The following is a 26976-nucleotide window of genomic DNA, read 5'->3' on the forward strand; positions in this document are numbered from 1 at the left end:
CGGCAGCCTTAGCTGCCGCTTTTAGAGTTGTTCGGCCGCCGAGAAACTTCCAAAGCGGCAGCTAAGGCTGCCGCACTCCATAGATCGCTATCCGAAGATTATCTTCAGCACAGGCATCTGCGCGATAGGGTCGGGATTGCGCGCAGGAAGATTCTCGATGATCAGGCGCGTGCCTTCCTGTTTGAACTTCAGGCTCTTGCCGCCGGGCAGCAGCGTCACGCTTTGCACGCGGCGCTCGACGGCGCCGATGGCGAATCGGCCGCGCGGGTAGCAGACCGTACACCAGTAGTAGCCGGTATTGCCTCTGTGCGTCCAGCAGTCGTTGAGCGGTTCGCGGCGGCGGTCCATCTTCCCGTAGACCGCCTCGCCGTTTTGGGCCAGCCAATTGCCCGCGGCCGTCAGCAGCGGCTCGGCTTGGGCGGGCAGGGAGCCGTCGGCCTTGGGACCGACGTTGAGCAGCAGGTTGCCGCCGGCGCCGGTGACCGAGCGGATCATGCGCAGAATGTCGCGCGGGCAGATCCAGTCGCACGACGGCCGCGCGGCGTAGCCCCAGGAGTCGTTGGTCATCATGCAGGCTTCCCAGTTGCGGCCGGGGTCTGAGGGCACGATGCGCCCTTCGGTGGTGGTGAAGTCGCCGGGGATCCACGAGCGGTCGTTGGTGAGGATGCGCGGCTGCAGGCGGCGCACGAGCTGGTCGAGGCGGCGGCTCTGCAGCGTGCGGGCATTGAAGGGCCAGATCGCGTCATACCAGAGCATGTCGATTGGCCCATAGTTGCTCAGCAGTTCGCCGATGAGCCCGCGCGTGAACTCGACGAACCGCCGCCGCGCGGCGGGGCTGTCGTTGAACGCCTGGCAATCGGGGTTATGCCAATCCACGAAGGAGTAATAAAACCCGACGCGCATGCCTTCGGCGCGGGCGGCGGCTACGTACTGGGCCAGCAGGTCGCGTCGCGGCCCGCGCTGGACTGCGTTGTAGGGCGTCATCTTCGTGTCCCACAGGCAGAATCCGTCGCAATGCTTGGCCGTGAGCACCATGTATTTCATGCCCGCGCGCTTGGCCAGGCGGGCCCACGCGCGGGCGGGATTGCCGCGGACCGTCCACGTGTCGGCCAGCTTCTCGTACTCGGCGACGGGAATCTGCTCGGTATGCATGATCAGCTCGCCCCGCTCGATCTGCGAATACAACCCCCAGTGCAGGAACATCCCGTAGCGGGCTTCGTTGAACCAGCGGAACTTGTCGTAGTCAGAAGATGGTTTTGCCATGAGCGTCTCAATAGCAGAAAAGCCGGAAGAATGGAATGATGGAAGATTGGTGGAGCTGCCGCCGGCATGGTTGCGATAGAATTATCTGCCGACACGAGGAGTCATGACATGCGTCATCTCGCGAGAATCATGGGGTTGGGACTGCTCCTTGCCGCGGGGGCGGCCGCGGGCGGCTGCACCCGAGAGATCACCGTCACGCAGTATCCTTCGTTCTACAGCCCGGATCTGCGGACGATCGCGGTGATGCCGTTTGGTTCGCTGACGCCGGACCCGCCGGCAGGAGTGTTCTTCACCGACCGCATGATCGACGCGCTGGTCGCCAACGGCAGCTACCGCGTCGTCTCAGGTCCGACATTGCTTGGCGAACTCCGCCAGGCCGGGGCGGCGCTGCCCTCGGCGCCGGCGACGCGGCCGGGGCCCAGCGGTCAACCGGCGGCGGAATACTACCAGGTCGTGCCCCCGCCGGCGGCCGGTCCGCCGCCGGAGCAACTGCTGGCGGCGCTGCGCCGCCGCGGCGGCGTGGACCTGCTGCTGCTGGGGCGCGTCACGGCGCTTCACGCCCAGCCCGTTCTCGTGCGGGACACGTATCCGTACGGCCCGTACGACCCCTATCCTTACCCGCTCGAAGGCCCGTACGGGCGGGGATACTACGTCTCCTACACGTACCAGACACAGGCGACCGCAGCGGCGGCGATCGAGCTGTACCGCGTCAGCGACGGGCGGCGCCTGGCGTCCACGCAGGACACCGCGACGGTGGTTTCCGTCGGTCCGGGGCAGTTGACGATGGAGGAATCGCTCGGCCGCGCGTCGCAGGAGGTCGCCCGGCAGCTCGTGCGGGCCATCGCTCCGGCGCCGGCGACGATCAAGGTCCGCAAGGACCGGGCGCTGGAAACGTCTCGCCGCACGGCCGGGGGCGGCCTGAAGGAGACCTCGACCTTTGCGCGCGGCGACGGGGCGGTGATGGTGACGGTTCGCCTGCCTCCCGAGGCCGACCGCAACCCCTTCACATTGACCGTCACGCCCGAGGGCGCCTCCAACACGGTGCTCTTTGACCGCGAGTTCACCTGGTCGCGCTCGCAGACCAGTCAGACCATCGAGGTGCCCATCGCCGCCCTGAGCGGGCAAGGCAATTACCGCGTACACCTGCGCCAGGGCGGCCTGACCGTCTTGAGCAGGAAGGTCTCGGTCAAGGACTAGGCCGGCCGGGGCGCTTTCCCGGCCGCATCCGACGACCGGACCGTGATTTCCGGTTGCAAAAGGTCTCGGGCATCTTTAGATTAGGGTTGAAGACATCCCAGCGACGACCGGGACTCCCCCGCCCCTGAGTGGGCGAAGACATCCACGGCGCTAAGGACGCACGATGTGACCACAAGCTCCCTGCAACTCCAGAAGAAGGCGCGGGAGTTTGTGGCGGTCGCCACGGCCGAAGAGCGGATGCTGCTGGTGCTCAAGCGAGAAGTGTACGAAGGCAGTTGGGATGAGATGGAAGCGGACTTGCGAGGGCGTCTGGAAGGGCGGCCTTACATTTTCAAGCTGGCCCATCGCATCAGCGAAGACCTGGAGCGGATCGCCCGGCTGCGTCAGTGGGAGACGCTTCACGGGATGGACCTGAGCGAGTATGTATCACTGGAAAGCGGGCGGTGACGCCCGAGGCGCCCCGGCTGCCCCGCAGACCGGATGGCGAGAGTGCCTTTTGCGGGGGCAGGAGCAACCGATGCGCAGGATCGTGAAACTCAGCGTAATGATCGTGCTGGTTGGAGCGTTGGCCTGGGCCGCACAGGCGGCTGTCAAGACCCCGGCCAATCGTTCGACCGCTCCGCGCACGGCGCCCGAGGGCGCCGCCAAAGCCAAGGCGGTGCTGTCCGACGACGTGCTGGCCAAAGCAGACCTGGCGTATTACTGGAAGTTCCGCCTCGACCTCGACCGCGGCGAGCGCATCGAACGCGTCTGGCGCATCGACGAGCTGATGTACTGCCTGACGAATCAGCGCAAGCTCATCGCCGTCGACGCGCGGCGCGGCCTGCCCGCCTGGGCGCAGATCATCGGCACCAAGGAAACCATCTTCGAGCCCGTGCATGCCGACGGCGTGACGCTGCGCCCCAAGCGCGCGGGCATGAAGGAGATGCTTCAGCCCAGGACCCTGCCGCCCGTCGAACCGTACAACGCCACGTTCATCAACACCCTCAGCAGCGTCACGGTCGTCAACCGCAGCAACGGAAAACTCGTCAAGGTCTTCCCGCTGACCTACTCGTCCAACGCCGGCGGCGAGACGGACGGCACGTATTTCTACGGCGCCTCCACCGCGGGCAACTACTACGGCGTCCGCATGGATGCCGAGGTCAACTCCTGGGAAATGTCCACCGGCGACATGATCAACACCCCGACGCGCCTGGTGGAAGGCGTGGTACTTGTCGGCAGCCAGGACAAGACCCTGACAGCCGCCGTCGGGGCCGCCCAGCGCAAGCGCAAATGGATCCGCGTCTTCGACGCCCCGATCACGGCGCCGTTCCACGCCGACCGCCGCGGGATCTTCCTGGGCACGCAGAACGGGCGCATCCACGTCATCGACCGCAGCAACGGCGAGCGGATGAAAGTCCTCGACGAGCAGACCAAGGCCTTCAAAGACTGGGGCCCGATCATCACCAAGGGCGAGATCCTCGACCCCATCCAGGTCGGGCAGTCGACCATCTTCCAGTACGTCCGCAAGGACGCCTTCTACGCCATCGGGATCGACACCGTCAAACCGCGGTGGACGAACCCCGACGGGCGGATGGTGGCCGCCATCTTCGAAGGTACGGTGGCGCTGCTGGACAAGAACAAGGTGCTGCTGATGGTCAATGAACTCAGCGGCAAGATCAACGTCAGCCTGCCCATGACCGGATGGGACATGATTGTTCCCAACACGCAGATCGACGCGATCTTTGCCGCCTCGGCCGACGGCACGGTCTGCTGCATTCGTCGCAAAGGCGCCCCCGCGCTGACGGAAAAAATGCTCAATCCCAATCCGGTCCCCGGCGAGAAGAAATAGTTCAGTTGTGTGGCATGGCCGTCTCGGCCATGCATTCCGCAGGCGTCTCGCCTGCGGAAGGAAGGGACGGGTGCCACGCACGACTCGGTTGTGCGAGTCCCTGATCGTTGCTGCAGGATGCATGGGCGAGACGCCCATGCCACGGAAAGGAAGGAACCGACCCGTGCATGACCAGAAAATTCGTCGTGCGTTACTGAGCGTTTACGACAAGACCGGCATCGAGCAATTCGCCAAGGCCCTGGTGGACAGGGGCGTCGAGATCATCTCTTCCGGCGGCACGGCCAAAGCCCTGCAGCAGGCGGGCATTCCCGTGCGGTTCGTCCAGGAGTGGACGGGCTTTCCCGAGATGCTCGGCCATCGCGTTGTCACGCTGCACCCCAAGGTGCATGGCGCCATCCTGGCCAACCGCGACGACCCGCAGCACAAGTCCGACATCGAAAAATACGGCCTCGAGCCGCTCGATCTGGTCTGCGTGAGCCTGTATCCCTTCGAAGACGCCATCGCCAAGCCCGGCGCGACGCTGGCCGACGCCATCGAAATGATCGACATCGGCGGGCCCACGCTCATCCGCGCCTCGGCCAAGAACCACAAGTACGTCACCGTCGTGACCGAGCCGGCGCAGTACGAGCAGGTGCTGGGCGAGATGGCCGCCAAAGACGGGGCGGTCTCGTTCGCCCTGCGCCAGAAGTTCGCCCTCAAGGCCTTCGCTCTGACGTGTCACTACGACAGCATCATCAGCGCGTACCTGCGCCAGCAGACCGGCGAGCAGTTCCCCGACCGCATCGGCTTTTCCTTCACCAAGACCGCCGATCTGCGCTACGGCGAGAACGCCCACCAGAAAGCGGCGTTCTACGTCTCGCCCGACGCCTGCGAGCCCTGCGTCGCGCGGGCGAAATTGCTGGGCGGCAAGAGCATCAGCTACAACAACTACTTCGACGCCAACGGCGCCATCGAGCTGGTCAAGGAGTTCGACAAGCCTGCCGTGGCGATCATCAAGCACGCCAACCCCGCCGGCTGCGCGGTCGACGATAACCTCGTCGAGGCTTATCGCAAGGCCTACTACGGCGACGTCAACGCCGCGATGGGCGGCATCATCGCCGTCAATCGCCCGGTGAGTGAAGAGCTGGCCGCCGCCGTCGTCGAAACGTACAAGCGCTGGGGCAAAGACAGCGGCGCCGGCGGGTTCTTCGCCGAGATCATCATCGCCCCATCGTTCGAAGGCCGCAGCCTCGAGATCATCCAGTCGCGCGAAGGCTGGGGGCAGGACGTGCGCCTGCTGGCGACGGGTCCGCTGACCGGCCGGCGCAACGCCGAGAAGTACATCAAGTACGTCGTCGGCGGTGCGATCATCCAGGACCGCGACCTGGTGGGACTCAACGAGCAGGACTGGAAAGTGGTCACAAAGCGCCAGCCGACGCCGGCGGAGATGGACGACCTGCGCTTCGCCTGGCTGGTCTGCAAGCACGTCAAGAGCAACGCCATCGTGCTGGCCAAGGGCCGCACGCTGCTGGGCGCCGGGGCCGGACAGATGTCCCGCGTGAACTCGGCGCGGCTGGCCGGAATGATCGCCGCCCAGTACGGCGGCGGGGGCAAGGTCGAGACGGCCGGCTGCGTCCTGGCCAGCGACGCGTTCTTCCCCTTCCCCGACAGCCTGGACTGGGCCCGCGACGCCGGCGCTGCGGCCGTGATCGAACCCGGCGGCGGCAAGAAAGATGAAGACGTGATCGCCCGCGCCGACGAACTGGGCCTGGCGATGGTCTTCACCCAGACGCGACATTTCAATCACTGATCCGCCGCGAAAGAAGAAGAAACCGACGACGAGGACGCTGAACACGTCACTCTTATCTCGTTAGCGGCGGGGCTTGCCCCGCGCGTCAGAGTGCCGATGTCGCCATGTCGCCAAGTCTGATGCGTTCTTCGCAATATTTGACCAACAAACGGGTTTATTCTGATGGTGCCAGGCAGTATCTTTAACGTAGTTCTTTTCGGGCTCGGGCCCGAAGCATCCCTGGAAGGAGCATACCAATGCGATTGTCTCGAATGTCCAAGCCTCTCTTGCACGTTGCAGCGGTCCTGAGCGTGGTCGCGCTGGCCGCGTCTGTGCTGTCCGCCCAGTCGGCGGCCGATACCAGCGGACGCAAGCGCATACCCAAGGCATACCTTGCGGTCTTCATGAACGGCTACGGCAGCGACACGATGCCCGCCGACGACGCGCAGTTCGACAAGATGCTCGCGGCCATCGTCAAGGACGGGCACTTCAACGCCATCATGTGCCAGTACTCGCCGACACGCGAGGAGATGTGCAAGAAGCACAACGTCTACATGGTCGTCGACCTGCTGGCGTTCCCGCACGTGTATAAGAATGTCGCCGAGTGCGAAGCCCTGCTCAAGAAGCTCCAGGACAGCACGACGGTGGCCGCCTATCACCTGTGGTCTGACCGGTTCGGCAAGCAGGGCGCCGGGCGCGCCCGCGATATCGACACGGTCCACAAGTGGGACCCCAACCACGCCACCTGGAGCGGCACGTATACGGGCGAACACATTCGCTACCTGGGCAAGAGCGACCTGGTGGGCAACTACGACTTCTCGTGGCAGCGCGGGCCGCACAAGAACTACACCAACCTGATGGCCCAGTGGCGCGTGGCCAAGCCCAACGACACCCGTCTGAGCCGCTACTGCGGAGCGACGGTCGGGCAGGTCGGCAAGGGCAACTTCAACCGCCTGCTGTACATCCAGACCACCTCGATCGCCTTCGGGCTGCGGGCGGCTACCTGGCACATCGCCTCGGGCATCTTTGACTTCAACACCTGCCAGTTCAATGAGGCCGGCAAAGAACTGGCCAAGATGAACGCGTGGATCGAGCCGATGCGCGAAGAGATCGCCAAGATCGGCCTGCCCGACGCCATCTACTCCACGCCCTGGACCAAGAACCAGAACAACGAGCCCGTCGAGGGCAAGGATGTCATGCCCCCGGCCATGGGCAATGACAACAAGTTCCCCGCTGATTTCTGGCTCCAGCCGCAGTCCGGCGAGTTCGTGATGGGCGTCTCGAAGTACAACTACACTGACCAGGACGTGGTCTTTATCGCAAACCACAACGCCTACGCCGAGCAGGACGTCAAGATCAAGACGACCAAGTCGTCCAAGCCCAAGCTGTTCAACCGCGCCACGGGCAAGTACGAAGAACTGAAGCTCACCGACGGGGCGTTCAGCTTCAAGCTCGAGGCCGGCGGCGGGGCGATCGTACTGTTTGAGTAACCTTAACGTGCTGGGCCCCTATGGAGTGCGGCAGCAGCAGCTGCCGCTTTCCATGTTGTTGAGATGCCGTGCTGCCCAACAACAGCCAAAGCGGCAGCTATGGCTGCCGCACTCCATAGGGCCGCACCAATAAGGTTGTTGCCCTGCTTGCCTGCTTATTAAGGACGCAAACCATGAAGACTTGTATTCTGGCTGTGGTGAGTGCGATTCTGTTGTCGGCCTCGGTCCTGCCTGCCGAGCCGGCTGCCCTGCCGACGACGCCGAACAAGCGCGTGCCCAAGGAATACCTGGCGATCTTCATCAACGGCTACGCCGCCGACGCTTTGCCCAAGGACCCGGCGCAGTTCGAGAAGCTGCTGCTGTCGCTGAAGAACGAAGGGCACTTCAACGCGGTGCTGGCCCAGTATTCGCCCGAGCGCGAAGAGCTCTGCAAGAAGCACGGGATGTACCTGTTCGTCGACCTGCTGGCGTATCCGCACGTGTACAACAATCCCAAGGAGTGCGAGGAGCTGCTCAAGAAGCTCCAGAACAGCACCACCATCGGCGGCTATCACGTGTGGTCCGACCGGTTCGGCGCGATGGGGGCCGGGCGCGCCCGCGACATCGACAACGTCCACAAGTGGGACCCCAACCACGGCGCCTTCAGCGGCACATACAACGGCGGCGGCTTGTCGTTCCTGGGCAAAGCCACCTTCGTCAGCAACTACGACTTCGCCTGGAAGCGCGGACCTCACAAAAACTTCCGCAACCTGCTGGCGCAGTGGAGCGTCGCTCGCCCCCACGACAGCCGCCTGGGGCGCTACTGCACCACCGATGCGGGTCTGCCCGGAAAGGGCAACTACAACCGCCTGCTGTACACGCAGACCACGTCGATCGCCTGCGGATTGCGCGCAGCGATGTGGCACATCGGCTCGCGCATCATGAACATGGGCAACTTCCAGTTCAACGGGTATGGAAAGGACCTGGCCAAGGTCAATGAGTACATCGCTCCGATGCGCGGCGAGATCGCCAAAGTCGGACTGCCTTATGCCATCTACTCCACGCCCTGGACAAAAGACTGGAATAACAAGGACGTCGCCAAGCCCGCCGAAGGCAACGCCATGCCCACAGGCCTGGAAAAGAATGCCGTTCCCGCCGACTTCTGGCTCCAGCCGCAGTCCGGCGAGTTCGTGATGGGCGTCTCGAAGTACAACTACACCGATCAGGACGTGGTCTTCATCGCCAACCATAACGCCTACGCCGATCAGGACGTCAAGATCAAGCTGACCAAGGGTTCGGTCAAGCCCAAGCTGTTCAACCGCGCCACGGGCAAGTACGAAGAACTGAAGCTCGCTGACGGGGTCTTCAGGTTCAAACTCGAAGCCGGCGGCGGGGCGATCGTCCTGTTCGAATAACGCGCCTGGCAAGGCAACGTGCCCCGTCAAAAACAGACGGCCGGCTTATGGGCCGGCCGCCTGAGGACACCCGAAGTTCAGTCACGGCAACTGCTCTTCGGGCGCGGTGTGTCTCAGCTACAACCGAAATCTTACAGCCGGCGGCTTCTTTAGTGAATGCCACAATCAGACATTTTCATGCTGCAATGAGACATTATGCAGTTATATGGGGCATTTCCAGCTCTGCCGACCGGACACACGGGCCGTAATCTGTTGCGCCGGACATGGCTCGGTCTCAAATCTTGTTGGAAGACAAGGCGATCGTAGCTTAAGCTGCAAAATGACCGTTATTTTCTATCAGGAGAGAACACGATGATTAAGGCGTCGGTGGTGGTTCTGGCGATAGTAGCGGCCGTCGTCGCCGCGCCGGCATCTGACAGCGTCGAGCTGACGGGCGAAGCAGTGCTCGATGTCAACGGCACCGGGCCCGACGGCAAGGGCAACACAGCCGACGACACCTGGCAGTTCTGGTTCGAGACGGTCGTTCCTCGCGGGAAGTTTCTGCATCTGGACCTGTGTACACAGAAGATGACTGCCGATCAGCGCGAGAAGGGCATCTATGACGCTAAGGCCAAGCGCGGCAAGGGCAAGGTTCAGGGCCCCATCGCCGACAAGCTGCCCAATCCCAAGGAGACCGAGGGCTGGATCTTCCACAGCGACTGGGACGGCCGCTTCGAGGGCGTCTGGGCCGACAAGAAGACCAAGAAGGTCATCCTCTATCCCTACGTCGAGAAGGGCCAGCACCGCTGCGTGGCGATCTCGTACACGGTTCCCAAAGCGGGCACGTACGCCCTCAGCGGCGGCATGAGCGACCTGCACGTGTGGAAGCACGAGAAGCACGACGGCATCTTCTGGCAGATTGCCACCAGCGCCGACGCGGGCAAGAGCGTCAAGGTCGTCGCCAAGGGCGGACCCTTCGGCGACGAAGTCGCCCCCGCCTCGACGAAGATCGACGTCAAGGACATCAAGCTGGCCGCCGGCGAGCTGCTGTTCATCATCGTCGACCCGGGCAAATGGTGGGGCAGCGACATGGCCAGCCTGGACGACATCAAAATCACCCGCACGGGGGATTGAAGCGGTAGCCGGTAGCCAGTAGCTGGATGGGTGGATGTATGCATGAATGGCAGAACCATCCACTCATGCATCCATCCATTCATCCTGAAGCCTCATTCATATTCGGCGGCGTTGCTTTCCACGCCCGCCAGCCGTATCGTGTACGTGATACGGGGAGCCGATCATGCGGGCATGGCGGTACATTGCGATTGTCGCGCTGGGCGTTGCAGGGTCTGTTCTTGCTTTGGGCCTTGGTGACGATCGAGGGGTTTGGGCTTACCGCAAACACGTGATCGTCGTCCAGAGCCACTTGAGCGATCTCAAAACGCATCTGCTTAATTACCGCCGGGTGCATGGTCGATTCCCCAGTAATGACGAGGGACTGGCAGCGCTGGACAACTTCCCCGCCAGATTTTCGCTGCCTTACCCGGGGCCGCAGAACGATATATTCCGCTGGCCGTATTTCTTCTGGGAGTCCAGCCAGCGCAATCTGAAAGAATATCATCAGCGCAGCGGGCATGTGCCGCGAACAGCAAGGGAATGGAACGATGTCTCGAGGATATATTGCGTGGAAGATACTCCATCGCTTTTCCCGCAGACCACATATGTTGTTACCGACGGCGACAACCTGATGCCCGTCAGCACGACAGCAATCTTCACCCCGTGGATGGTCCCGTACCTGTACGAGAACCGTCAAGGGCTAAGCGAGGAGAAGTTCCGTGACAGCCCCGTCGCGGCTGATCGATGGGGCCACTACTCGATCAAGGTGGATGACGGGATTTACGTCTACTCCATTGGCGGACAAATATATTCCCAAGGTCTCCATGACGCATGGTGGAACCATCATGGCCCTCGAATGGTTGGCGTAGGGATAGTATCGGCGGCCTTGATTCTGCTGCTGGTAATGGTCGCCCGAAGGAAGATGGGGGTCATCGCAGGCATCGTTGCCTTCATCGGTTCAGTTGGTGCTGGGGCCGGCGCGACTGTGTTGGGTCAGGCCACGTGCTATGAGGCCTCGGCAGCATTTTCGGGAATGCGCCAGCCTGCGATGATTGACCGCCAGCGCGAGTTGCTGGCGATGTATCGCAAAAACGGCGTGCTGGGCGAGGCGGCGTACAGAACCGCCGTCGAGGCGCTGGAGAACGGGCCGGCCACCACGCGCCCGGCTAGTGCGGCGACGCAGCCGAGGGAGTGAGATCATGCCCTATCGAATGACAGCTTGGGCAATGGTAGCCGCAGTGGTCGGGGCGGTCGTGGTGGGCGTGCTGCTGGTGCTGCGGCGGGATGTGCATCGCGCAGCCGCAAACGGACCAGCTTGGCGGCGGGGCCTGCTGACGACCGGGATCGCCCTGTTTGGCAGTTTGGGAATCTTTATCCCCACCGGGTGCGGACCGACTGTGAAAGTTACCTGCTATATAAATAGAGACGTGATGGCTCGCATGAATGCTGAGAAGGATCTGACACAGCTGCGAGCGAAGGCCTGCCTACAACTGGAGCGGATTGATCCATTCATCCAGAATGACACGATCGATAGGCCAACTGCCCGGGAGGTGCTGCTGGAGTGCGAAAGAACCATCGCAGAGATGGAAAAGAAGAGCGAAGAGAAATCTATCTCTGAAAAAGATCGCGATGAAACTCGGTTTTTCGCCATCCACGCGCGCGTTACTCTCTGTTGGCTACGGATGAAGCTGGGGTACGATCCTCGTGCCCTGCGATGCTATCCATGGAACGAAGCGCTGGCACAAGAGCATGAACGTCAGGAACGCGCGACGACGCGGCCGGCTTCGGCAACGAGGGAATAGACTCCAATGCCATATCGGCCACGCGGGCCTGCAACCACTCGTGCCTGCATTGTTACAACTTCTGGAGAGGGGAACGCCTCCGGCTAAATTCTGGAGCCTCTTCGAGGCTCATTTCCATTGCAGAGATCGCAGGGGCCGCGGAGAGAATTCCACAAAGACACGAAAGGCACAAAGAGAAGAGCCTTTGGTGATTATCCTTTGTGTTTGCAGGATCGCGGCGATATCCTTGCCAGAATAAGGGGCTTCATCATGCGTCTAACGCGGTACACGGCGATTGTCGTACTGGGAGGGCTTGGTGCTTTCTTGGCCTGCGGCTTTACTGCCGACGATCGCGCAATCTGGCAAGCCAAGCGTCACGTGACCGTCATTCAAAATCACTTGGCGGACCTGAAGGCTCACCTTCTCAAGTATCGCCAAGTGCATGGACGCTATCCCAGCAACGATGAAGGGCTGGCCGTTCTGGATAACTTCACTGGTACGATTGTCGTTGGGTTGGGATGGTGGCCAGAACATCGGGAGCGAGCATATTCACGCATCGGTTGGCCGCACGTGCAGGAGCGTCTGAAGGAATACCGCCGCCAAACGGGGCATGCTCCACGTACGGCTAGTGATCTCAACCAGGCAATCGGGCTTTGCTATGACGTTCCCAGCGACATGGACAACGCAGCCATGACCTTGGCGGTTACCGACAATGACAACCTGATTCCATTAGGCCGCGGCGGAGCTTTTTCTCCCTGGATGACGCCCCACGTCTATGAGAACCGCCATGGCCTGAACAGCGAGAAATTCCGCGATAGTCCCGCGTCGGGGGATTGGTGGGGTCACTATTCAATCAAAGTCGATAAAGACATCTACGTCTACAGCATCGGGGGCGAGCTTTACTCCCAGCGGCTCCACTGGGCGTGGTGGACATACCATGGCCCGCGGATCGCAGGAGCTGCCATGCTGATCGCGGCTATTGCTATACTAATCGTGCGGGTGAAACGCGGTGCTGCAAAGATGGTTCTGGGAATGGTGGCACTGACGGCCTCGGTTGGCGCGGGAACGGCCGTGACATTTGTTGGTCACGTGCTCTGCTACGCAATGATGCCGGCGTTTTCTCGTCGCGACCCGGAGATGATCGACCGCCAGCGCGCGCTGCTGACGACGTACCGCCAGCGGGGCGTACTGGGCGAGGCGGCGTACAAGACGGCGCTGGAGGCGCTGGAAAATGGCCCTGCGACGACACGTCCGGCCGGGGCTGCGTCGCAAAAGCACAAGTGAGGCGCCATGTATCGGATAAGCATCTGGACGATAATCGTGGGCGCTGTGGGGATATTCATCGTCGCCGCGCTCTTGCTGATGCGGCGGGATGTGTGGGCGGCAGCCGGTAAGGGCCCTCGCTGGCGCAGGACGCTGATTCTCTGCGCGATCACGCTGCTTGCAGCGATCGGGGTAATCGCGGCTGGGACGGTGGAACACGTCACATGCTATGCGGTGATGTCTACATCGCATGAGAAGGCGGCTGGTTTACCGGAGTTGCTGGGGCGGCTGGAGTGGCAGGCAGCGCTGCTGGAAAATTATGGGCAGTCCGGGGCAATTGACACGCCTACCGCCAAAGCCGCGATCGGGCTTTGCGAGCAATTGGCCAAGGCCGTCGAAGATGAGGCGGCCCGGCAATCGCTGCTTGCGGATGAAAAGAACCGCTGCACTTCGGTACTCTTGCGGGCGCGAAAAGCTCTGGTGGGATTGCACTCCGCGCTGGGTAGCCGCGCGGCATCGCAACCGGCCACGGGGCCGGTACAATAGAGTTCTCATGCCGTATCGAATGACAGTCTGGACAATCGTCGCCGCGGTGGTCGGGGCGGTCGTGGTGGGCGTGCTGCTGATGCTGCGGCGGGACGTGCATCGCGCGGCGCGAACGGGGCCTCAGTGGCGGCGGGCGATAATCGCTGCGGGAATTCTTGCGCTGACGGCCGTGGGCATTTCTTCTTTGTCCGGCTGCGTCACGTGTTACGAGCCCGTCCCCCAGGCAATCATGCCGCGACAAGGATTCATTGATGAGTTGGGGCAACTGAACCGCCAGCTTCCACTGCTGGAGAAACTTGTCGCAGCAGAACGCCTGGACCATGCGGCCGCACGCCAGACGCTTCTGGAATGCGAGCGGCGGGTCTATTGGCTCGAATCCGAGTTTGCCTACAAGAAGCTCTCGAAGCGCGAGTACGGAGAGGCCCAAAGCGCCTGCGGCCGCGCGCGAGTAAGCCTGCGGGCGCTGCGCTTGAAGGTCGGCTATGACGAGCGAGCCTTTAGATACTTCGGGTGGAACTCGGTGCTGGAACAGGAGCACCGGCTTCGGCAGGCGGATAATGCGGCCACGCAACCGGCGCGGGGCGTTCAGCCATGATCTGGCCGTGGGGCAGCAGGCGGCCCGTGCGGGTGGGGTCGTTTGTCTTTGAGGCCACGCGGGCGTGCAATCATTCGTGCCTGCATTGTTACAACTTCTGGAGAGGGCAGATCGAGGCGGGGCCGGAGCTGGATACCGTCGACACGCTGGTGATGCTGGACCGGATGATCGCGCAGACAGGGGCGAGGCTTGTGACCATCAGTGGCGGCGAGCCGCTGCTGCGCAAGGACATCTTCGAGATCGTAGACCACCTGGCCGGGCGGAAGATCGCCGTCAATTTTCTCACCAACGGCACACTGCTGGACGAGGCGGCCATTGAGTGCCTGGGCGGGGGCAAGGTCAGCCTCTTCGAGCTGCCGCTGCTGTCGGTGCAGCGCGAGGTTCACGACCGCCTCAGCGGCTCGCCCGGCGCCTTCGACAAGCTCACGCTGGCGATCGCGCGGCTCAAGAGCGCCGCCCAGCGCGTGGTGTGCGTGTTCGTGGCCACGCGGGTCAACCTGCCGACCTGGGAGCAGACCATCGAGCTGGCCGTAGCGCTGGGGGCCGACGGAATCATGTTCAATCGCTTCAATCCCGGCGGGGCGGCGGTCGGGTTGGGCAACATCGAGCAGTTGCAGGCCTCGCCGGAAGAACTGTCGGCCGCGATGGACATCGCCAACGCGGCGGTAGAGAAGTACCACATCGGGATCAGTTGCTCGATCCCCATGCCCCAGTGCCTCTTTGACCACGCGCGATGGCCGCGGTTGTCTTTTGGATATTGTGCGGCCGGCACCGCGCGGGCGTACTACACGCTCGATGCCCTGGGTAACGTGCGGCCATGCAACCACTCCCCCACCGTTCTGGGCAACATTCGCACACAGACGTTCAAAGAGATGGTGCAGGGAGCGGCGATGGACGCCTTTGCCGGCGCGCGGCCGCCATTCTGTGGCGGGTGCAAAATGGAACTCACCTGCCAGGGCGGGTGTAAAGCGTCAGCCGAACTCTGCGGCGGCGACCTGTCTGGATGCGACCCATTCCTGGCGGCGTTTTCACATCAAGCGCGGAAGCTGTAGCGGTCAATCAACATACCACAGAGGCACAGAGAGCTCGGTGGTTTTGCATAATTCATCCTTCATGAGTTTTGGCCCCAGAGGGCCTTCGTGCTTAGCCCGAAAACTGCATGAACCGCAGAGACCGCAAAGTACGCAGAGAAGAAATTGGCTCAAAGCAAGACCATCACGTCGCGAGCGAAGCGAGGGACGCAACCCTGGGTTCGGTAGTTCCACGGTCCGAGCCCTGCAAGGGCGGCACACGATGATGTTTCGCCCTTTCAGGGCTCAAAACATATTGGGGCAATGACTACCCAGCTACTGGCTCACCTCCACGCCTGCCGGGCGGGTGGCGAGATTCTTGAAGCCCAGCAGCAGCGGGCTGGCGATGGCGATCGACGAGTACGTGCCGAAGACCACGCCGATCAGCATCGCGTAGCTGAAGGCATGGATGCCCGGCCCGCCCCAGATGTACATGATCAGCACGACCATGAGCGTGGTGGCCGAGGTCAGCACCGAACGGCTGAGCGTCTGGTTGATCGACAGGTTGATGATCTGCGGCGAGATCGTCGTCAGCTTGCCGCGGTTTTCACGAATGCGGTCAAAGATGACGATGGTGTCGTTGACCGAGTAGCCCACCAGCGTCAGGATAGCCGCGATCATCGTCAGGTCGATCTTGAACGGCTCGATGCCGAGCATCCGTCCGAAGGCGGTCTGGTACAACCAGCTCGATGCCGCCACCAGCCCCACGGTGATCAGCACGTCGTGGACGAGGCAGATGACCGCGGCGGCGCCCCAGCGGAACGAACCGAACCGCAGCCACAAGTAGGCGACGATGGCGATCCACGCCAGGACCATCGCGACGATGGCCAGGGCCTTGGCTTCGCCGGCGACCTGCGGGTCGAAATTGGTGGCCACGATGGCTTCCTCGCGCTGCAGGGCGAGGTCCAGAAGCTGGCTCTCGCCTTTGGCGAAGGTGTCCCAGGCGATATCGGCGTCAGCAGGGCGCACCAGCACGGCGAACTCCCGGAAGGTGTTCTTGGGTCCGGCGACCAGGCCGATCACGTCGGTGTTGTTGAACTGCAGGTCTTTGTCAGCATTGAGCCGCTCGCTGCGGATGCGCTCGGCCAGTTCACTGATCGTGATGGGGGCGGTCTGTGGATCGAGCTTGACGACGAACATCACGCCGTCGACATAGTCCAGCAACCGCCCGCGATACTCGGGGGCGGCCTGGTTTGCCAGGTCAGGCGTAATCTTCGTCAGACCTTCGGCCGACAGGGGCACGTTGATCGCCGGGGCGACCTGCCCGCGGACGCGCTGGGTCTCCAGGCGTTTTCGCGTGATGATCGCGTCGCCGAAGGCGGTCTCGACGGCATCGCGGATGGGCCGCAGATGCGTCTCGGTGGTCGAGATGCGGTAGGTGGTCTGGGGAAGGCGGTCGAGTTCTTTTTCCGACAGCGACCCGTCGCCGTTGGCGTCGAGTTTGTCGAACATCGCGACGTTAAGAGCGCTCTGCTCCCACATCGCTTTCGAGACGGGCTTGTCCTGAGGCAGATTGTGATCGGCCAGGAAAGTCCTGATGTGGTTGGGCGCGATGTTCATGACCACGCTGGCGTTGGCGAGGCGTTCAAAGGCGCCGCGCGTCTTGTCGGCGGCCGCCTGCGTCGCCGGCGACTGGGCGGGCTTGTCGATGGCGTTGCGGAAGGTCTTGCGCACCAGGTCGTCGGTGAGCAACTGGCCGTTGAGCAAGGCGTCATCCTTGAACGTGATCTGCGCCTCGGTGCCGGCAGCGAGCTCGATACCCAGAAGGTCCTTGCCTTCGCGGACGATCGAGACGATGCCAATGATCAGGAAGACGCCCGAGACCGCCCAGAAGGCGTATCGCCTGGACAGCCAGTCGAACTTCGGCAGACCGAAGAAGTGCATCATGCGCAGCGGGCGCGTCAGCAGCCGCAGGTCCAGCAGCGCCTGGAAGACCCAGCGCGTCACGACCAGCGAGGTGAACATGCTGATGGTGATGCCCAATCCCAGGGTGATGGCGAACCCGCGCACTTCCTCGGTGCCCACCCATCCCAGGATCAAGCACGTCAGCAGCGTGGTGATGTTCGAGTCGAAGATCGCGCTGAACGCCCGCCCGTAGGCGTTCTTGAGCGCCGTGCGGACGGGAAGGCCTTTGGCCTGTTCTTCCCGCAGACGCTCGAAGATCAGCACGTTGGCGTCGATGGCCATACCGATGGTCAGGATGACGCCGGCGATGCCCGGCAGCGTCAGGTACGCCCGCATGAGGCTCATCGCCCCCAGCAGGAAGACCATGTTGAGCACCAGCGCCAGGTTGGCGATGAGGCCGCCGCGCAGGTAATACACCAGGATGAAGACCGCCACGACGATCAGACCGGAGATGGCGGCCTGCTTGCCCATCTCGGCGTTCACCTTGCCGATGGACGGGGCGAACATGCTCTCGCTGACGGGCTCGGGATTGATCCGCGCCGGAAGCGAACCGGCGTTCAGCGTGCGCACCAGGTCTTCGACGTCCTGCTGCGTGAAGCTTCCGGTGATCTGTCCTCGGTCGCTGATGGTGCTCTGGATTCTCGGGGCCGAATAGACCTCGTCGTCCAGAAGGATCGCCATGAGCTTGTTCTTGTTCTGGCCGGTCAGCATGGCGAACTTCTGGGCCCCGCGGCCGTCGAGGGCGAAGTTGACCGCCCGGCGCCCCATGTTGTCGTAACCCTCGCGGGCACTGGTCAGTTCCCAGTCCTTTTCGCTTCCTGAACTATGCAGCAGCGTGTCGTTGGGCGCCTTGCCGGCCAGCAGCACATACTGCAGACCCGATTCGTCGTGACCGACGATCAGCCCGGCGAACTCTTTCTGCCCGCCATAGGTGCGGAACCACTGCCAGCGGTCGTCACGCTTGCGCCCGGCGTCGGCGCCCTCGGTGACCAACTGCTGCCTGAGTTGCTTCACTTCGTCCAGGCTGATGTCGGCCGAGAGCCCCTCGTTGGGCGGAAGGCGCTCAGGGTCGTACGGGGCGATGCGAAACTCCAGCACGCCGGTCTTGGCGATGAGGCGCTTGAGATCGCTGGGATCTTCAAGAAAACGTCGAACGTTGTGCCACTGCTGGTAAGCGGCCACCACCGACTCGATCTGCGCGGCGCGCAGGGGGTACTGCCTCTTGAGTTCTTCGACCCCTCGGGTGAAGCTCTTCTGGCGGGCGTCGAGTTCGCTGGCGGAGCTGGCTCCTTCGTCGCGTTCCCGCGGCGAGACATAATCGTTGAGAATCTGCTCGAGCCGCCGCAGGCGGATATTCGACGCCATGACCTTCTCGGTCAGCGACTCGACGTTGTTCTGCGCCACGTTCAATTCGTCGTTGAGTGCCTTGCGCTGGTCGCCGGCGGCGCTGTCGAGGCGCTGTCTGATCGCGGCGGCCTTATCATTAGCCTGCGCCAGCTCGCGCAGCATTTTGGCCAGCGTCTCATTCTGACTGGCCATTCGGGTGATCAGGGCTTCGCGCTCGTTAGCGGGGGCGTTGAAGAGGCGGACGATCTGGCTGCGCTGGATATTGCCGCTTTCGAGGACCTTGAGAGCCTCATCATAACTCTGGCGGGCGGCGGTGGATTCTTCGCGCCCGGTGGGCATGCGCACTTCAAAGCGCCGCTGCCCCAGGGGACGCCACTCGATGTTGGCCAAGCCCCGCGGATCGATGCGCCGCTTGAGCAGCCCGATCACACGTTCCGACAGGTTGGGCTCGTCGTCCTGGCCGGGCTGTATCTCGTACGTCAGCTTGTACCCGCCGCGCAGGTCCAGGCCCAGGCGAACGCCTTCGCCGTAAAAGATAGACCACAAAGAGATTGCGGCCGCCACAAGCACGATCAGAAACATCAGCGGAAGATTCTTGCTGTTCATCTGTATCTTTCCAAAAGCCTTTCGTCCTCGCAGCCGGAGGCGGCGGAGGTACCAGAGACATTTAATAGCCGGTTAACCCGAGAAAAGTTCAAGGATTATACGATGGAAAGGCAAGATAGGCAACGGGCCTGCGCCTGTAAATTGTAAATCACAAGCGCCGCCCGGTTGATCCGGGGCAAAATTCGCGGGCGATTGTATCTTCGGCCTCCTGCCGCTACACTGGCCGCCCATGGAAAACCTGACAACCCACGAACGTTTCAAGCGAATGTACGCCCACCAGCAAGCGGATCGCGTGCCGATCGTCGACCACCCCTGGGAGTCGACCCTCATGCGATGGCAGAAGGAAGGCCTGACCACCGGCTGGCGCGAGCACTTCGGTCTGGACAACGTGGTGGCCTTCGGCGGCGACACCAGTCCGCGATTCGATCGCGTGGTGATCGAGGAGACCGACAGCTACATCATCGAGCGCGACGCCTGGGGCATCACCAAGAAGAACTTCAAGCCCACCACCTCCACGCCGCTGGACATGGAGTTCGCCATTCACGACCCCGACACCTGGGCCGAGGCGAAAAAACGCCTCACCCCCACGCGCGACCGCATGCCCTGGGACTGGATCAAGACCGCCTTCCCCCAGTGGCGCAAGGAAGGCGCCTGGATCGTCGGCTCGTGCTGGTTCGGGTACGACATCGTCAACGCCCGGATGGTCGGCACCGAAAACGTCCTCTACGGCATGGCCGACAACCCCGAGTGGGTCAAGGACATGCTCGACACCCTCTGCGATCTGGGCCTGGAGCTGATGGAGATGGCCTGGCAGGAGGGCTATCACTTCGACGAACTGCAGTGGTACGACGACATGGGCTACCGCAACGGCATGCTGTTCTCCAAGGCGATGTGGCGCGAGATCGTTCGGCCGTACCAGCAGCGGACCATCGACTGGGCGCACTCGCACGGCATCGTGGCGCAGATGCACTCGTGCGGAAACATCATGGAGATCGTGCCCGAACTGGTCGAGCTGGGCCTGGACGCGCTGAACCCCTTCGAGGTCAAGGCCGGCATGGACATCCTGGGCGTCAAGCGCCGCTTCGGCGACCGCCTGACGATGCAGGGCGGTTTTGACGTGCGAAACTGGGAGAGTTTCGAGATCGCCGAGGCGGAGCTTCGGGCCAAGCTGCCCGAGCTCAAGAAGAACGGCGGCTATATTTTCGGCAGCGACCACAGCATTCCCCACCACGTTTCGCTGGACACGATGAGCAAGATCGTCGCCCTGGTCAAAGACATCGGCAGCTACTGATCGAAGTAGCATGGGCATCTTGCCCATGAGTAGCACGGGCGTCCCGCCCGTGCCGCGAAACGTCCCGGCGCGGTTGGCGCCGGCGCCAATTCAAGTGGGTCGGTCAATCAGACGACATTGTCTGTGGAGCCGATCGCGGGCCTTGGCGGCCCGTCCCGGAGGAAGATCAAGAGAGGAACGTTATGTCTGCCACCGCTACGGGCACAACGCTTGGATGGTATCTTGAGCACATCAAAAACACGCCGCTGCTCAGCGCCCAGCAGGAGCGCGATCTGGCGCGGCGCGTGCGCGACGACAGCGACGCCATCGCCCGCGAGGAGATGATCCAGGCGAACCTGCGCCTGGTCATCAACATCGCCAAGGAATACTCCAGCCCCGGGATGACGCTCGCCGACCTGGTTGCCGAGGGCAACCTGGGCCTGCTGCGGGCGGTGGAAGATTTCGACCCCGACGCCGGCGTGCGCTTCAGCACGTACGCCGCCTGGTGGATCAAGCAGGCCATCAAACGCGCCCTGATCAACGCCGGACAGCCCATCCACATCCCGGCGTACCTGGCCAAGCTCATCAGCAAATGGCGACGCACCGCCCGGCGGCTCGAAGCCAGCTTCGGACGCCAGCCCACGCTGGAAGAGATGGCCGGAACGCTGCGGATCTCGGCCAAGAAGGCCCAGATCGTGCAGCAGGGACTGACGGCCGTCACGGCGCCGGGGCAGTCGGCCGGCGACGAAACGCAGACCCTGGCGGAGATGCTGCCCGATACCCGCGCCGAAAGCCCCGACCAGAGCCTGCTCGATGCCTCCAACGCCCCGCTGGTCAAAAGCCTGCTGGCCAGGCTCGAACCGCGCGAGCAGCGCATTCTCGAACTGCGGTTCGGTCTGGGCCGCAGCGATGAAAGCCCGCAGTTGACGTACAAGGAAATCGGCAGGCTGATCGGCCTGACGCGCGAACGCGTGCGACAACTCGAACGCCAGGCCCTGCAGCGCCTCCGGGCGCTGGCGCAGGAAGTCATCTAGCCCGAAAACTGCATGAACCGCAGAGATCGCAGAGTACGCAGAGAAGCAAATGGCTTAAAACAAGACCATTTAACGTCGCCATCGGCCTTAATCCGAAAAAAACAGACTGTCCATGCGGCGCGCTTCCGTAGTTTTCTGTGAGTCTTTTCATTCAAGGCATCTCTGCCGTCTCTGCGATCTCTGTTCCGAAAATGAGCCTCGAAGAGGCTCCAGGATTTAGCCGGAGGCGTAAGCCTCCGGAAAACGTCTTCCACATCTTCCCGCCTCGCAGAGGCGGAAGGTTGTTGACCCTCAACCGCCGGTGGCGTCTAGAACCTGCCGCCTCTGCCAGGCGGGTGGGTAGGCACGGTAGAAAGCACTCTACCCTTGCCGCGATGCAAAACAACCGCCGACTTCGCTTGAACAGGCGATGTATTTTCGGCACGAAACATCCGGCGGTGGCAAAAATAGCCACAGGCCAGAAAGTGCCATCGCCAGTGACACGACTATTCGGCCGCGGCCCTCTGGCGCCAGCGGTGGCAAAACCTCCCTCGTCAATTGTGCCGCAATCTGCGGCACAAGCGTGACCATGTTCATCCAGCCGGTCTTGTGTTGCATCCGGACCGCGATGGCCGATAGGGTACATGCGGCCGTGCGAAAGCAGGCGGTCGCGGGAAGGACAGACTGATGAACCAGGCTCGCATGCTCAGGAACCTCTGCGCCGTGGCAATCGTTCTCGGCGGCGGATTGCTGCTGGCCGCGGCGGCGGTGGGGATATCCTACGGTCGCCGCGAGCAGGGGCTGGCAATCGGTCTGGCCATCGCCGGGGCGCTGATGCTTCTGATGGTCGTGCCGATCGGATCGGTGGTGCGGTCCGCTTCGTCCTGTTCCGCCTGCGGCAAGCTCATCCGGCCGGGCGCCGCCCCGCATTGCCCGCGCTGCGGCAAGTCCAGCAGTTGAGCCGCCGGTTTATCCGCGAGAACTCCGCCGGACCCATCAGCGTCGCCGACGTCGCGGCGGCCACCACGCTGGGCCAGCGGGCCCTGCGCGGGCGGTTCCGCAAGGAACTGGGGCGTTCGATCCTCCAGGAGATCCACGCCGTCCGGATCGACCGGGCCCAGGAGCTGCTGGCCCAGACGGCCCTGCCGGTCTACGAGGTCGCCCGCCGATGCGGTTTTAGCGAGGCCCGCTGCCTCGACCGCACCTTCCTCAAGCTCACCGGCCAGCGCCCTCTTCAATATCGCCGGCAATGCCAGCAGACGTTGCAGGGATGAACGTGTCTGAACTGCTACGCCGAGAGGATGACCAAGCGGCTCAAGGCCATGGGACAGCCGAACTATGCGGATGGCTTTGCCGTCAGGACGCACCCGCACGCGCTGGACCTTCCGCTGTCCTGGAAGACGCCGCAGACGATCTTTGTGAACTCCATGAGCGATCTCTTTCACAGGGACGTTCCGCTGGACTTCATCCTCCAGGTCTTCGATGTCATGCGACGGGCCCACTGGCACCAGTATCAGATACTGACCAAGCGATCCCAAAGGCTGCTTCGGCTGGATTCGCAACTGGAATGGGCGTCTCACATCTGGATGGGCGTCAGCGTCGAGAATGAGAAGTGCCTGGGACGAATCGACGATCTTCGCCAGACTCACGCCAGCGTCAAGTTCCTGTCCATCGAGCCGCTGCTGGGCCCTCTGCCGGGACTGGATTTGAGCGGGATCGACTGGGTCATTACCGGCGGCGAGTCCGGGCCCGGATCGCGGCCGATGGATGAAGATTGGGTGACGGATATCCGGGATCAGTGCATCGCGGTTGGCGTGCCTTTCTTTTTCAAGCAATGGGGTGGCACGAACAAGAAGAAGAACGGCAGGCTCCTGCAGGGGCGGACGTGGGATGAGATGCCGGCGTCGGCGGCGCTGGCGCGGGTGTAGCTTGGGGATCGGCGGAACGTGCAGGCGCGAGTAACGGATGATCTACAAATGCACATCCTGCGGAGAAGAGACCTATGGCGGCTGTCTCCCCTCGATTTCCTGCGGGCTTTTTCTCCTTGTGTATGCTTTTTTCGCCGGGAGCCTTGTCGCCATACTCGTTGCCGCGACGCGCCGCTTCATTGATGTACCATTCTGGGTGGTCGCAGTGGGATCTGTGCCGGTTGGCATCGCGGTAATGGTTGGGCTTTCCTGGTTGGCCAGCGTCATTGAACACAGCTGGATGTACCTCCGCCCGTGCCCCAAGTGTGGACAAAGAAAATGGTCCAAGGGATACGTTAAGGGCTTCGGTCTGTGATGCCGGCGTCTATCGTGTCTGTGCTCAAGGAATCACTTTGAAGCACGCTGAAGCGTGCTGAGAAAGAGAAGCGGTTGCGGCCATTACCAGGGCTAAAAGCCCTGGCCTAAGCCCGGCTTCGCCGGGACGAAGGCCGCTGGAAGCGGCCTGCGGGACTCCTCCGTCAGGGTGATAAATAGGCTGGCATCTTGCGCGGGTGGAGGACTTGGGATGGAGGATTTCCCTTGCCCTAGGATCGAGGAACTAGGAACTAGATCTTCTCCCTCAGCAGATTCTAGGCAACTCTTCACCGTAGGGCATCTGGACGATTCGGCGGCCGCCGGGCTTGGTGACTAGCTCGACTAATGGGTTGTCGCTGGCGGCGGCGATGTGGCCGATCGCGCAGGCTTCGGCAGCGATGGGGAATTGGCGGAGGATTTCAACGGCGCGCTCGGCGGCGCCTGCGGCCACCACGGCCACAAGCTTGCCTTCGTTGGCGATGGTCAGCAGGTCCAGGCCTAACATTTCGGCGGCGGCGCGGGCGGTGCGGTTGATGGGGATGGCGGATTCCTGAATCTCGATATCGCGCCCGGCGGCGGAGGACAGGTCCGCCAACGTGGCGGCGAGGCCTCCTCGCGTGGGGTCGCGCATCCAGCGCACGGCCTGGCCGAGCTCTTCGATCAGCGCGATCGTCAACTCGTGCAGCGGCGCGCAGTCGCTGGCCAGAGACGCCTTGAAGCTCAGGCCCTTTCGCTGCGACATGATCGCCAGGCCGTGCTCGCCCAGCGGGCCCGACAGCAACACACGGTCGCCTTCTTGAACTTGCGCGAAACCCAGCTTTGCTGCGGGCAGGATGGTTCCGACGCCGGCGGTGTTGATCACCAGCCCGTCGCAGGCGGATCGCTCGACGACCTTCGTATCGCCGGTGACGATGCTGACGCCGGCGGCCCGCGCGGCCGCCCCGGCCGAGCCCAGCACCCGCGCCAACAGGGCGATCTCCAGCCCCTCCTGCATGATCAGCCCCATGCTCAGGGCCGCCGGGCGCGCGCCGCTGACGGCCAAGTCGTTGATCGTGCCGCAGACGGCCAGCTTGCCGATGTCGCCGCCGGGGAACTCCAGCGGCTGCACGACGTAGCTGTCGGTGGTAAAGGCGGTCGCGCCGGGGGGCAGTTGCAGTGTGGCGGCATCTTTCAGCGCGGCGGGGTCCTGCCCGCCCAGGGCCGGCAGGATCACGTCGCGGATGAGCTCGGCAGTGAGTTGCCCGCCGCCGCCGTGGGCGAGTTGGATCCGGGTCGTGTCGATCATGGGGAAATCTTAGCCGCACAGGACGCCCGAGGCGCAAAGGAAAAACAGATCCACCGTCCTCGATCCTCGGTCCTCGGGAATGGGGAAAAATGCTTCCTGGTTCGGTAGTCTCAAAAACCAGGTGTCCTTGCGCCTATAAGTAGTGTGTTCGCAATATTTTATGATTTTGCGGTCGTCCAGCTGCTATAATTGAGGTATAAGGGCAGATCAGGTCGCGCTATCCCTCTGCAAATCAAATGCTCTTGGTGGAAACTGAGGCATCGTTTTGTGATATGGCCGTCCCTTAGGGGGACAGGTCTCGGCTATGCGCTGGCGGACGAGGGGGGGAGCATGTTGTGTGGCATGGGCGTCTCGCCCATGCGCTGGCGGGCGTCTCGCCCGCCAGGGAACGGGGAGCATGGGCGGGACGCCCATGCCACACAGCAGGAGCATGGGCGGGACGCCCATGCCACACAGCGGGGAGCATGGGCGAGTCCTTCGGCAGGCTCAGGATGAAACGCCCATGTCACGCCAGATTACTGATTACTGATTACTAACAGGGGTATCACTATGTCCAGAAACAATGCGGTGGCGAGAATGGATCTTTCGGATGCGGATCGCAAGGCGATTGCGGTAGCGGCTGCACAGGGGGCCGGCGAACTGCCCAAAACCCGGAAGGCTTACGACGACGATCTGCTGATCGAGATCATCGCCCGCGGCGACGTGCCCCAGCGGGAAATCGTGCAGACCATCGGCATCAGCGCGCGGATGGTCCGGAGCATCATCAAGGGCGACTCGCGAAAAGACCTCCAGCCGCGCATCGAGGCCGCTCGCGAGAAATATCGCCAAAAGGCCGCCCAGCAGGCCGCCGAGATCCGCCAGGCCGTCGAGGATATGCCCCTGCGGTCGCGCAAGCAGGCCGAGTATGACGACGACGAACTGGTCGAAATGCTCGCCTGCCGCGTGTTGACGCAGCGACAGATCGCCGAGCGACTCGGGCTTAGCCTCCGCTACCTCAGGGCCGTCTCGTGCGGAGAGAAACGCCCGGAGCTGCAGCCGCGCATCCTCGAGGCCATCGGACGCCACCGCGAGCTGGCGCGGCGCAAGGGGATAGGCTACCTCGAACCGCTGCTGGACCGCCAGGCCCAGGTGGCGATGGAAGGCGACGGCGAGACCGCCCGCAAGGCGCGCGAGTACATGATCAGCATGTTTATCGACGAGGGCGGACCCATGCTCGCCGGCGGCGCCCGAACCCAGTGGACCAACGAGCCCGAGGGCATGCCGGAGGAGGAAGAAGAGGAACTCGAGGAAGGTTCCGCCAAGGCCAGGATCCGAGACGCACTGGAGGAATGCGACGAAATCCTCAACGGCTACGCCAGCTTCTACGAGGGCGAGTTCTGGGAGCTGGCGGCCTTGCCCAAGGAACTCAAGAACGCCTTCCGCTATGCGCTGGACTGGCAGAACCCCCCGCGCGGAACGCCCGATCCCGACATGCCCCCCGATGGGCTTAAGGCCGACTTCAACTGCAAAATTGACGAGGAAGACTGGCCCGAGCCGGAAGACACTAATCCCTTGCCTCAGCCTTGATAGTTCACTGCAAACATCTTGGCGCGGCCTCGCTTCGCTCGGCCGCAACCAACGCGGGCTCTTCGCCGCCCAAAGCGTTGAGCAATTCTGCCGGCCGCCGTCGCCGTAGGACCCCAGGCCCCAAGCCGGCCCCCCGGCAGCCTCCGTTTGGCCCCTGCCCACGACGCCGGCGGCCTGATCGTCCTGCCATTGAAGCTGTCGTGTTTCTCCCCCGCCGGGGGGGACCTCCGACGGAGTCGGCTCGGGATGGCGTTGTTGTTTCATGCCACGGCGTGTTGTAGCTCAGCTAGCCCGAAAACTGCATGAACCGCAGAGATCGCAGAGTACGCAGAGAAGCAAATGGCTCAAAACAAGACCATCTAACGTCGCCGTCGGCGTTAATCTGAAAAACAGACTGTCCATGCGCCCCGCT

The 26976-nt window shown here is 62.9% G+C and carries 21 protein-coding genes and 1 pseudogene; 19 read left to right on the top strand and 3 right to left on the bottom strand.

From position 1 onward, the window contains the following. Positions 1 to 87: 87 nt before the first annotated feature. Positions 88 to 1263, bottom strand: a complete 1176-nt coding sequence (locus ABFD92_14185) for an alpha-L-fucosidase (GenBank protein MEN6505687.1) — start codon at positions 1261 to 1263, stop codon at positions 88 to 90. 108 nt (positions 1264 to 1371) lie between these two features. Here ABFD92_14185 and ABFD92_14190 point away from each other — a divergent pair, with 108 nt between their 5' ends. From ABFD92_14190 to ABFD92_14250, 13 genes are all read left to right on the top strand, one after another. After that, complete coding sequence (locus ABFD92_14190) at positions 1372 to 2460, top strand: hypothetical protein (protein ID MEN6505688.1); 1089 nt, start codon at positions 1372 to 1374, stop codon at positions 2458 to 2460. 165 nt (positions 2461 to 2625) lie between these two features. After that, positions 2626 to 2907 (top strand): hypothetical protein, encoded by a 282-nt coding sequence (locus tag ABFD92_14195; protein ID MEN6505689.1) that lies wholly within the window; start codon positions 2626 to 2628, stop codon positions 2905 to 2907. 70 nt (positions 2908 to 2977) lie between these two features. Further along, on the top strand, positions 2978 to 4291 hold the full coding sequence (locus ABFD92_14200; protein MEN6505690.1) for a PQQ-binding-like beta-propeller repeat protein: 1314 nt from the start codon (positions 2978 to 2980) through the stop codon (positions 4289 to 4291). A gap of 163 nt (positions 4292 to 4454) precedes the next feature. Next, a complete protein-coding gene (gene purH, locus ABFD92_14205) occupies positions 4455 to 6080 on the top strand; it encodes a bifunctional phosphoribosylaminoimidazolecarboxamide formyltransferase/IMP cyclohydrolase (GenBank protein ID MEN6505691.1) in 1626 nt (541 codons plus the stop codon). A gap of 236 nt (positions 6081 to 6316) precedes the next feature. Further along, positions 6317 to 7549: a hypothetical protein gene (locus tag ABFD92_14210; GenBank protein ID MEN6505692.1), complete on the top strand. Its 1233-nt coding sequence runs from the start codon at positions 6317 to 6319 to the stop codon at positions 7547 to 7549. A 173-nt stretch (positions 7550 to 7722) separates the two neighbouring features. Further along, the gene (locus ABFD92_14215; protein MEN6505693.1) at positions 7723 to 8943 is read left to right on the top strand and encodes a hypothetical protein; all 1221 of its coding nucleotides are present in this window, start codon (positions 7723 to 7725) and stop codon (positions 8941 to 8943) included. A gap of 351 nt (positions 8944 to 9294) precedes the next feature. Next, entirely contained in the window at positions 9295 to 10056 is a 762-nt protein-coding gene (locus ABFD92_14220) for a hypothetical protein (protein ID MEN6505694.1), read from the top strand. A 163-nt stretch (positions 10057 to 10219) separates the two neighbouring features. Next, on the top strand, positions 10220 to 11230 hold the full coding sequence (locus ABFD92_14225; GenBank protein ID MEN6505695.1) for a hypothetical protein: 1011 nt from the start codon (positions 10220 to 10222) through the stop codon (positions 11228 to 11230). Between the two features lie 4 nt (positions 11231 to 11234). Continuing rightward, complete coding sequence (locus ABFD92_14230) at positions 11235 to 11837, top strand: hypothetical protein (GenBank protein ID MEN6505696.1); 603 nt, start codon at positions 11235 to 11237, stop codon at positions 11835 to 11837. 117 nt (positions 11838 to 11954) lie between these two features. Beyond that, positions 11955 to 13100, top strand: a complete 1146-nt coding sequence (locus tag ABFD92_14235; GenBank protein MEN6505697.1) for a hypothetical protein — start codon at positions 11955 to 11957, stop codon at positions 13098 to 13100. A 6-nt stretch (positions 13101 to 13106) separates the two neighbouring features. Beyond that, positions 13107 to 13625 (top strand): hypothetical protein, encoded by a 519-nt coding sequence (locus ABFD92_14240; protein ID MEN6505698.1) that lies wholly within the window; start codon positions 13107 to 13109, stop codon positions 13623 to 13625. Between the two features lie 7 nt (positions 13626 to 13632). Beyond that, positions 13633 to 14220, top strand: a complete 588-nt coding sequence (locus ABFD92_14245) for a hypothetical protein (GenBank protein ID MEN6505699.1) — start codon at positions 13633 to 13635, stop codon at positions 14218 to 14220. Then, entirely contained in the window at positions 14217 to 15272 is a 1056-nt protein-coding gene (locus ABFD92_14250; GenBank protein ID MEN6505700.1) for a radical SAM protein, read from the top strand. The genes ABFD92_14245 and ABFD92_14250 overlap by 4 nt, the downstream gene beginning before the upstream one ends. 294 nt (positions 15273 to 15566) lie before the next feature. On the opposite strand, the gene secD is transcribed toward ABFD92_14250, so the two are convergent. Further along, positions 15567 to 19148 (bottom strand): protein translocase subunit SecD, encoded by a 3582-nt coding sequence (secD, locus tag ABFD92_14255; protein ID MEN6505701.1) that lies wholly within the window; start codon positions 19146 to 19148, stop codon positions 15567 to 15569. A gap of 229 nt (positions 19149 to 19377) precedes the next feature. Here secD and ABFD92_14260 point away from each other — a divergent pair, with 229 nt between their 5' ends. From ABFD92_14260 to ABFD92_14280, 5 genes and pseudogenes are all read left to right on the top strand, one after another. Next, positions 19378 to 20439: a uroporphyrinogen decarboxylase family protein gene (locus tag ABFD92_14260; protein MEN6505702.1), complete on the top strand. Its 1062-nt coding sequence runs from the start codon at positions 19378 to 19380 to the stop codon at positions 20437 to 20439. Positions 20440 to 20621: 182 nt separating this feature from the next. Continuing rightward, positions 20622 to 21452, top strand: a complete 831-nt coding sequence (locus ABFD92_14265) for a sigma-70 family RNA polymerase sigma factor (GenBank protein ID MEN6505703.1) — start codon at positions 20622 to 20624, stop codon at positions 21450 to 21452. Positions 21453 to 22118: 666 nt separating this feature from the next. Continuing rightward, positions 22119 to 22391, top strand: a complete 273-nt coding sequence (locus tag ABFD92_14270; protein ID MEN6505704.1) for a hypothetical protein — start codon at positions 22119 to 22121, stop codon at positions 22389 to 22391. After that, positions 22388 to 22705 carry a helix-turn-helix transcriptional regulator gene (locus tag ABFD92_14275; GenBank protein MEN6505705.1) on the top strand — a complete coding sequence of 106 codons (318 nt, stop codon included), beginning with the start codon at positions 22388 to 22390 and terminating at the stop codon, positions 22703 to 22705. The genes ABFD92_14270 and ABFD92_14275 overlap by 4 nt, the downstream gene beginning before the upstream one ends. A 3-nt stretch (positions 22706 to 22708) precedes the next feature. Continuing rightward, positions 22709 to 23359, top strand: a pseudogene (locus ABFD92_14280) (phage Gp37/Gp68 family protein). A gap of 619 nt (positions 23360 to 23978) precedes the next feature. On the opposite strand, the gene hypE reads toward ABFD92_14280, so the two are convergent. Then, positions 23979 to 24998 (bottom strand): hydrogenase expression/formation protein HypE, encoded by a 1020-nt coding sequence (hypE, locus tag ABFD92_14285; GenBank protein MEN6505706.1) that lies wholly within the window; start codon positions 24996 to 24998, stop codon positions 23979 to 23981. Between the two features lie 549 nt (positions 24999 to 25547). Between hypE and ABFD92_14290 the strand changes: the two genes are divergently transcribed. After that, positions 25548 to 26564, top strand: coding sequence for a hypothetical protein (locus tag ABFD92_14290; GenBank protein ID MEN6505707.1), 1017 nt, complete (start codon positions 25548 to 25550; stop codon positions 26562 to 26564). Positions 26565 to 26976 lie beyond the last annotated feature (412 nt).

The organism is Planctomycetaceae bacterium, from assembly GCA_039680605.1.
GTDB lineage: Bacteria > Planctomycetota > Phycisphaerae > SM23-33 > SM23-33 > JAJFUU01.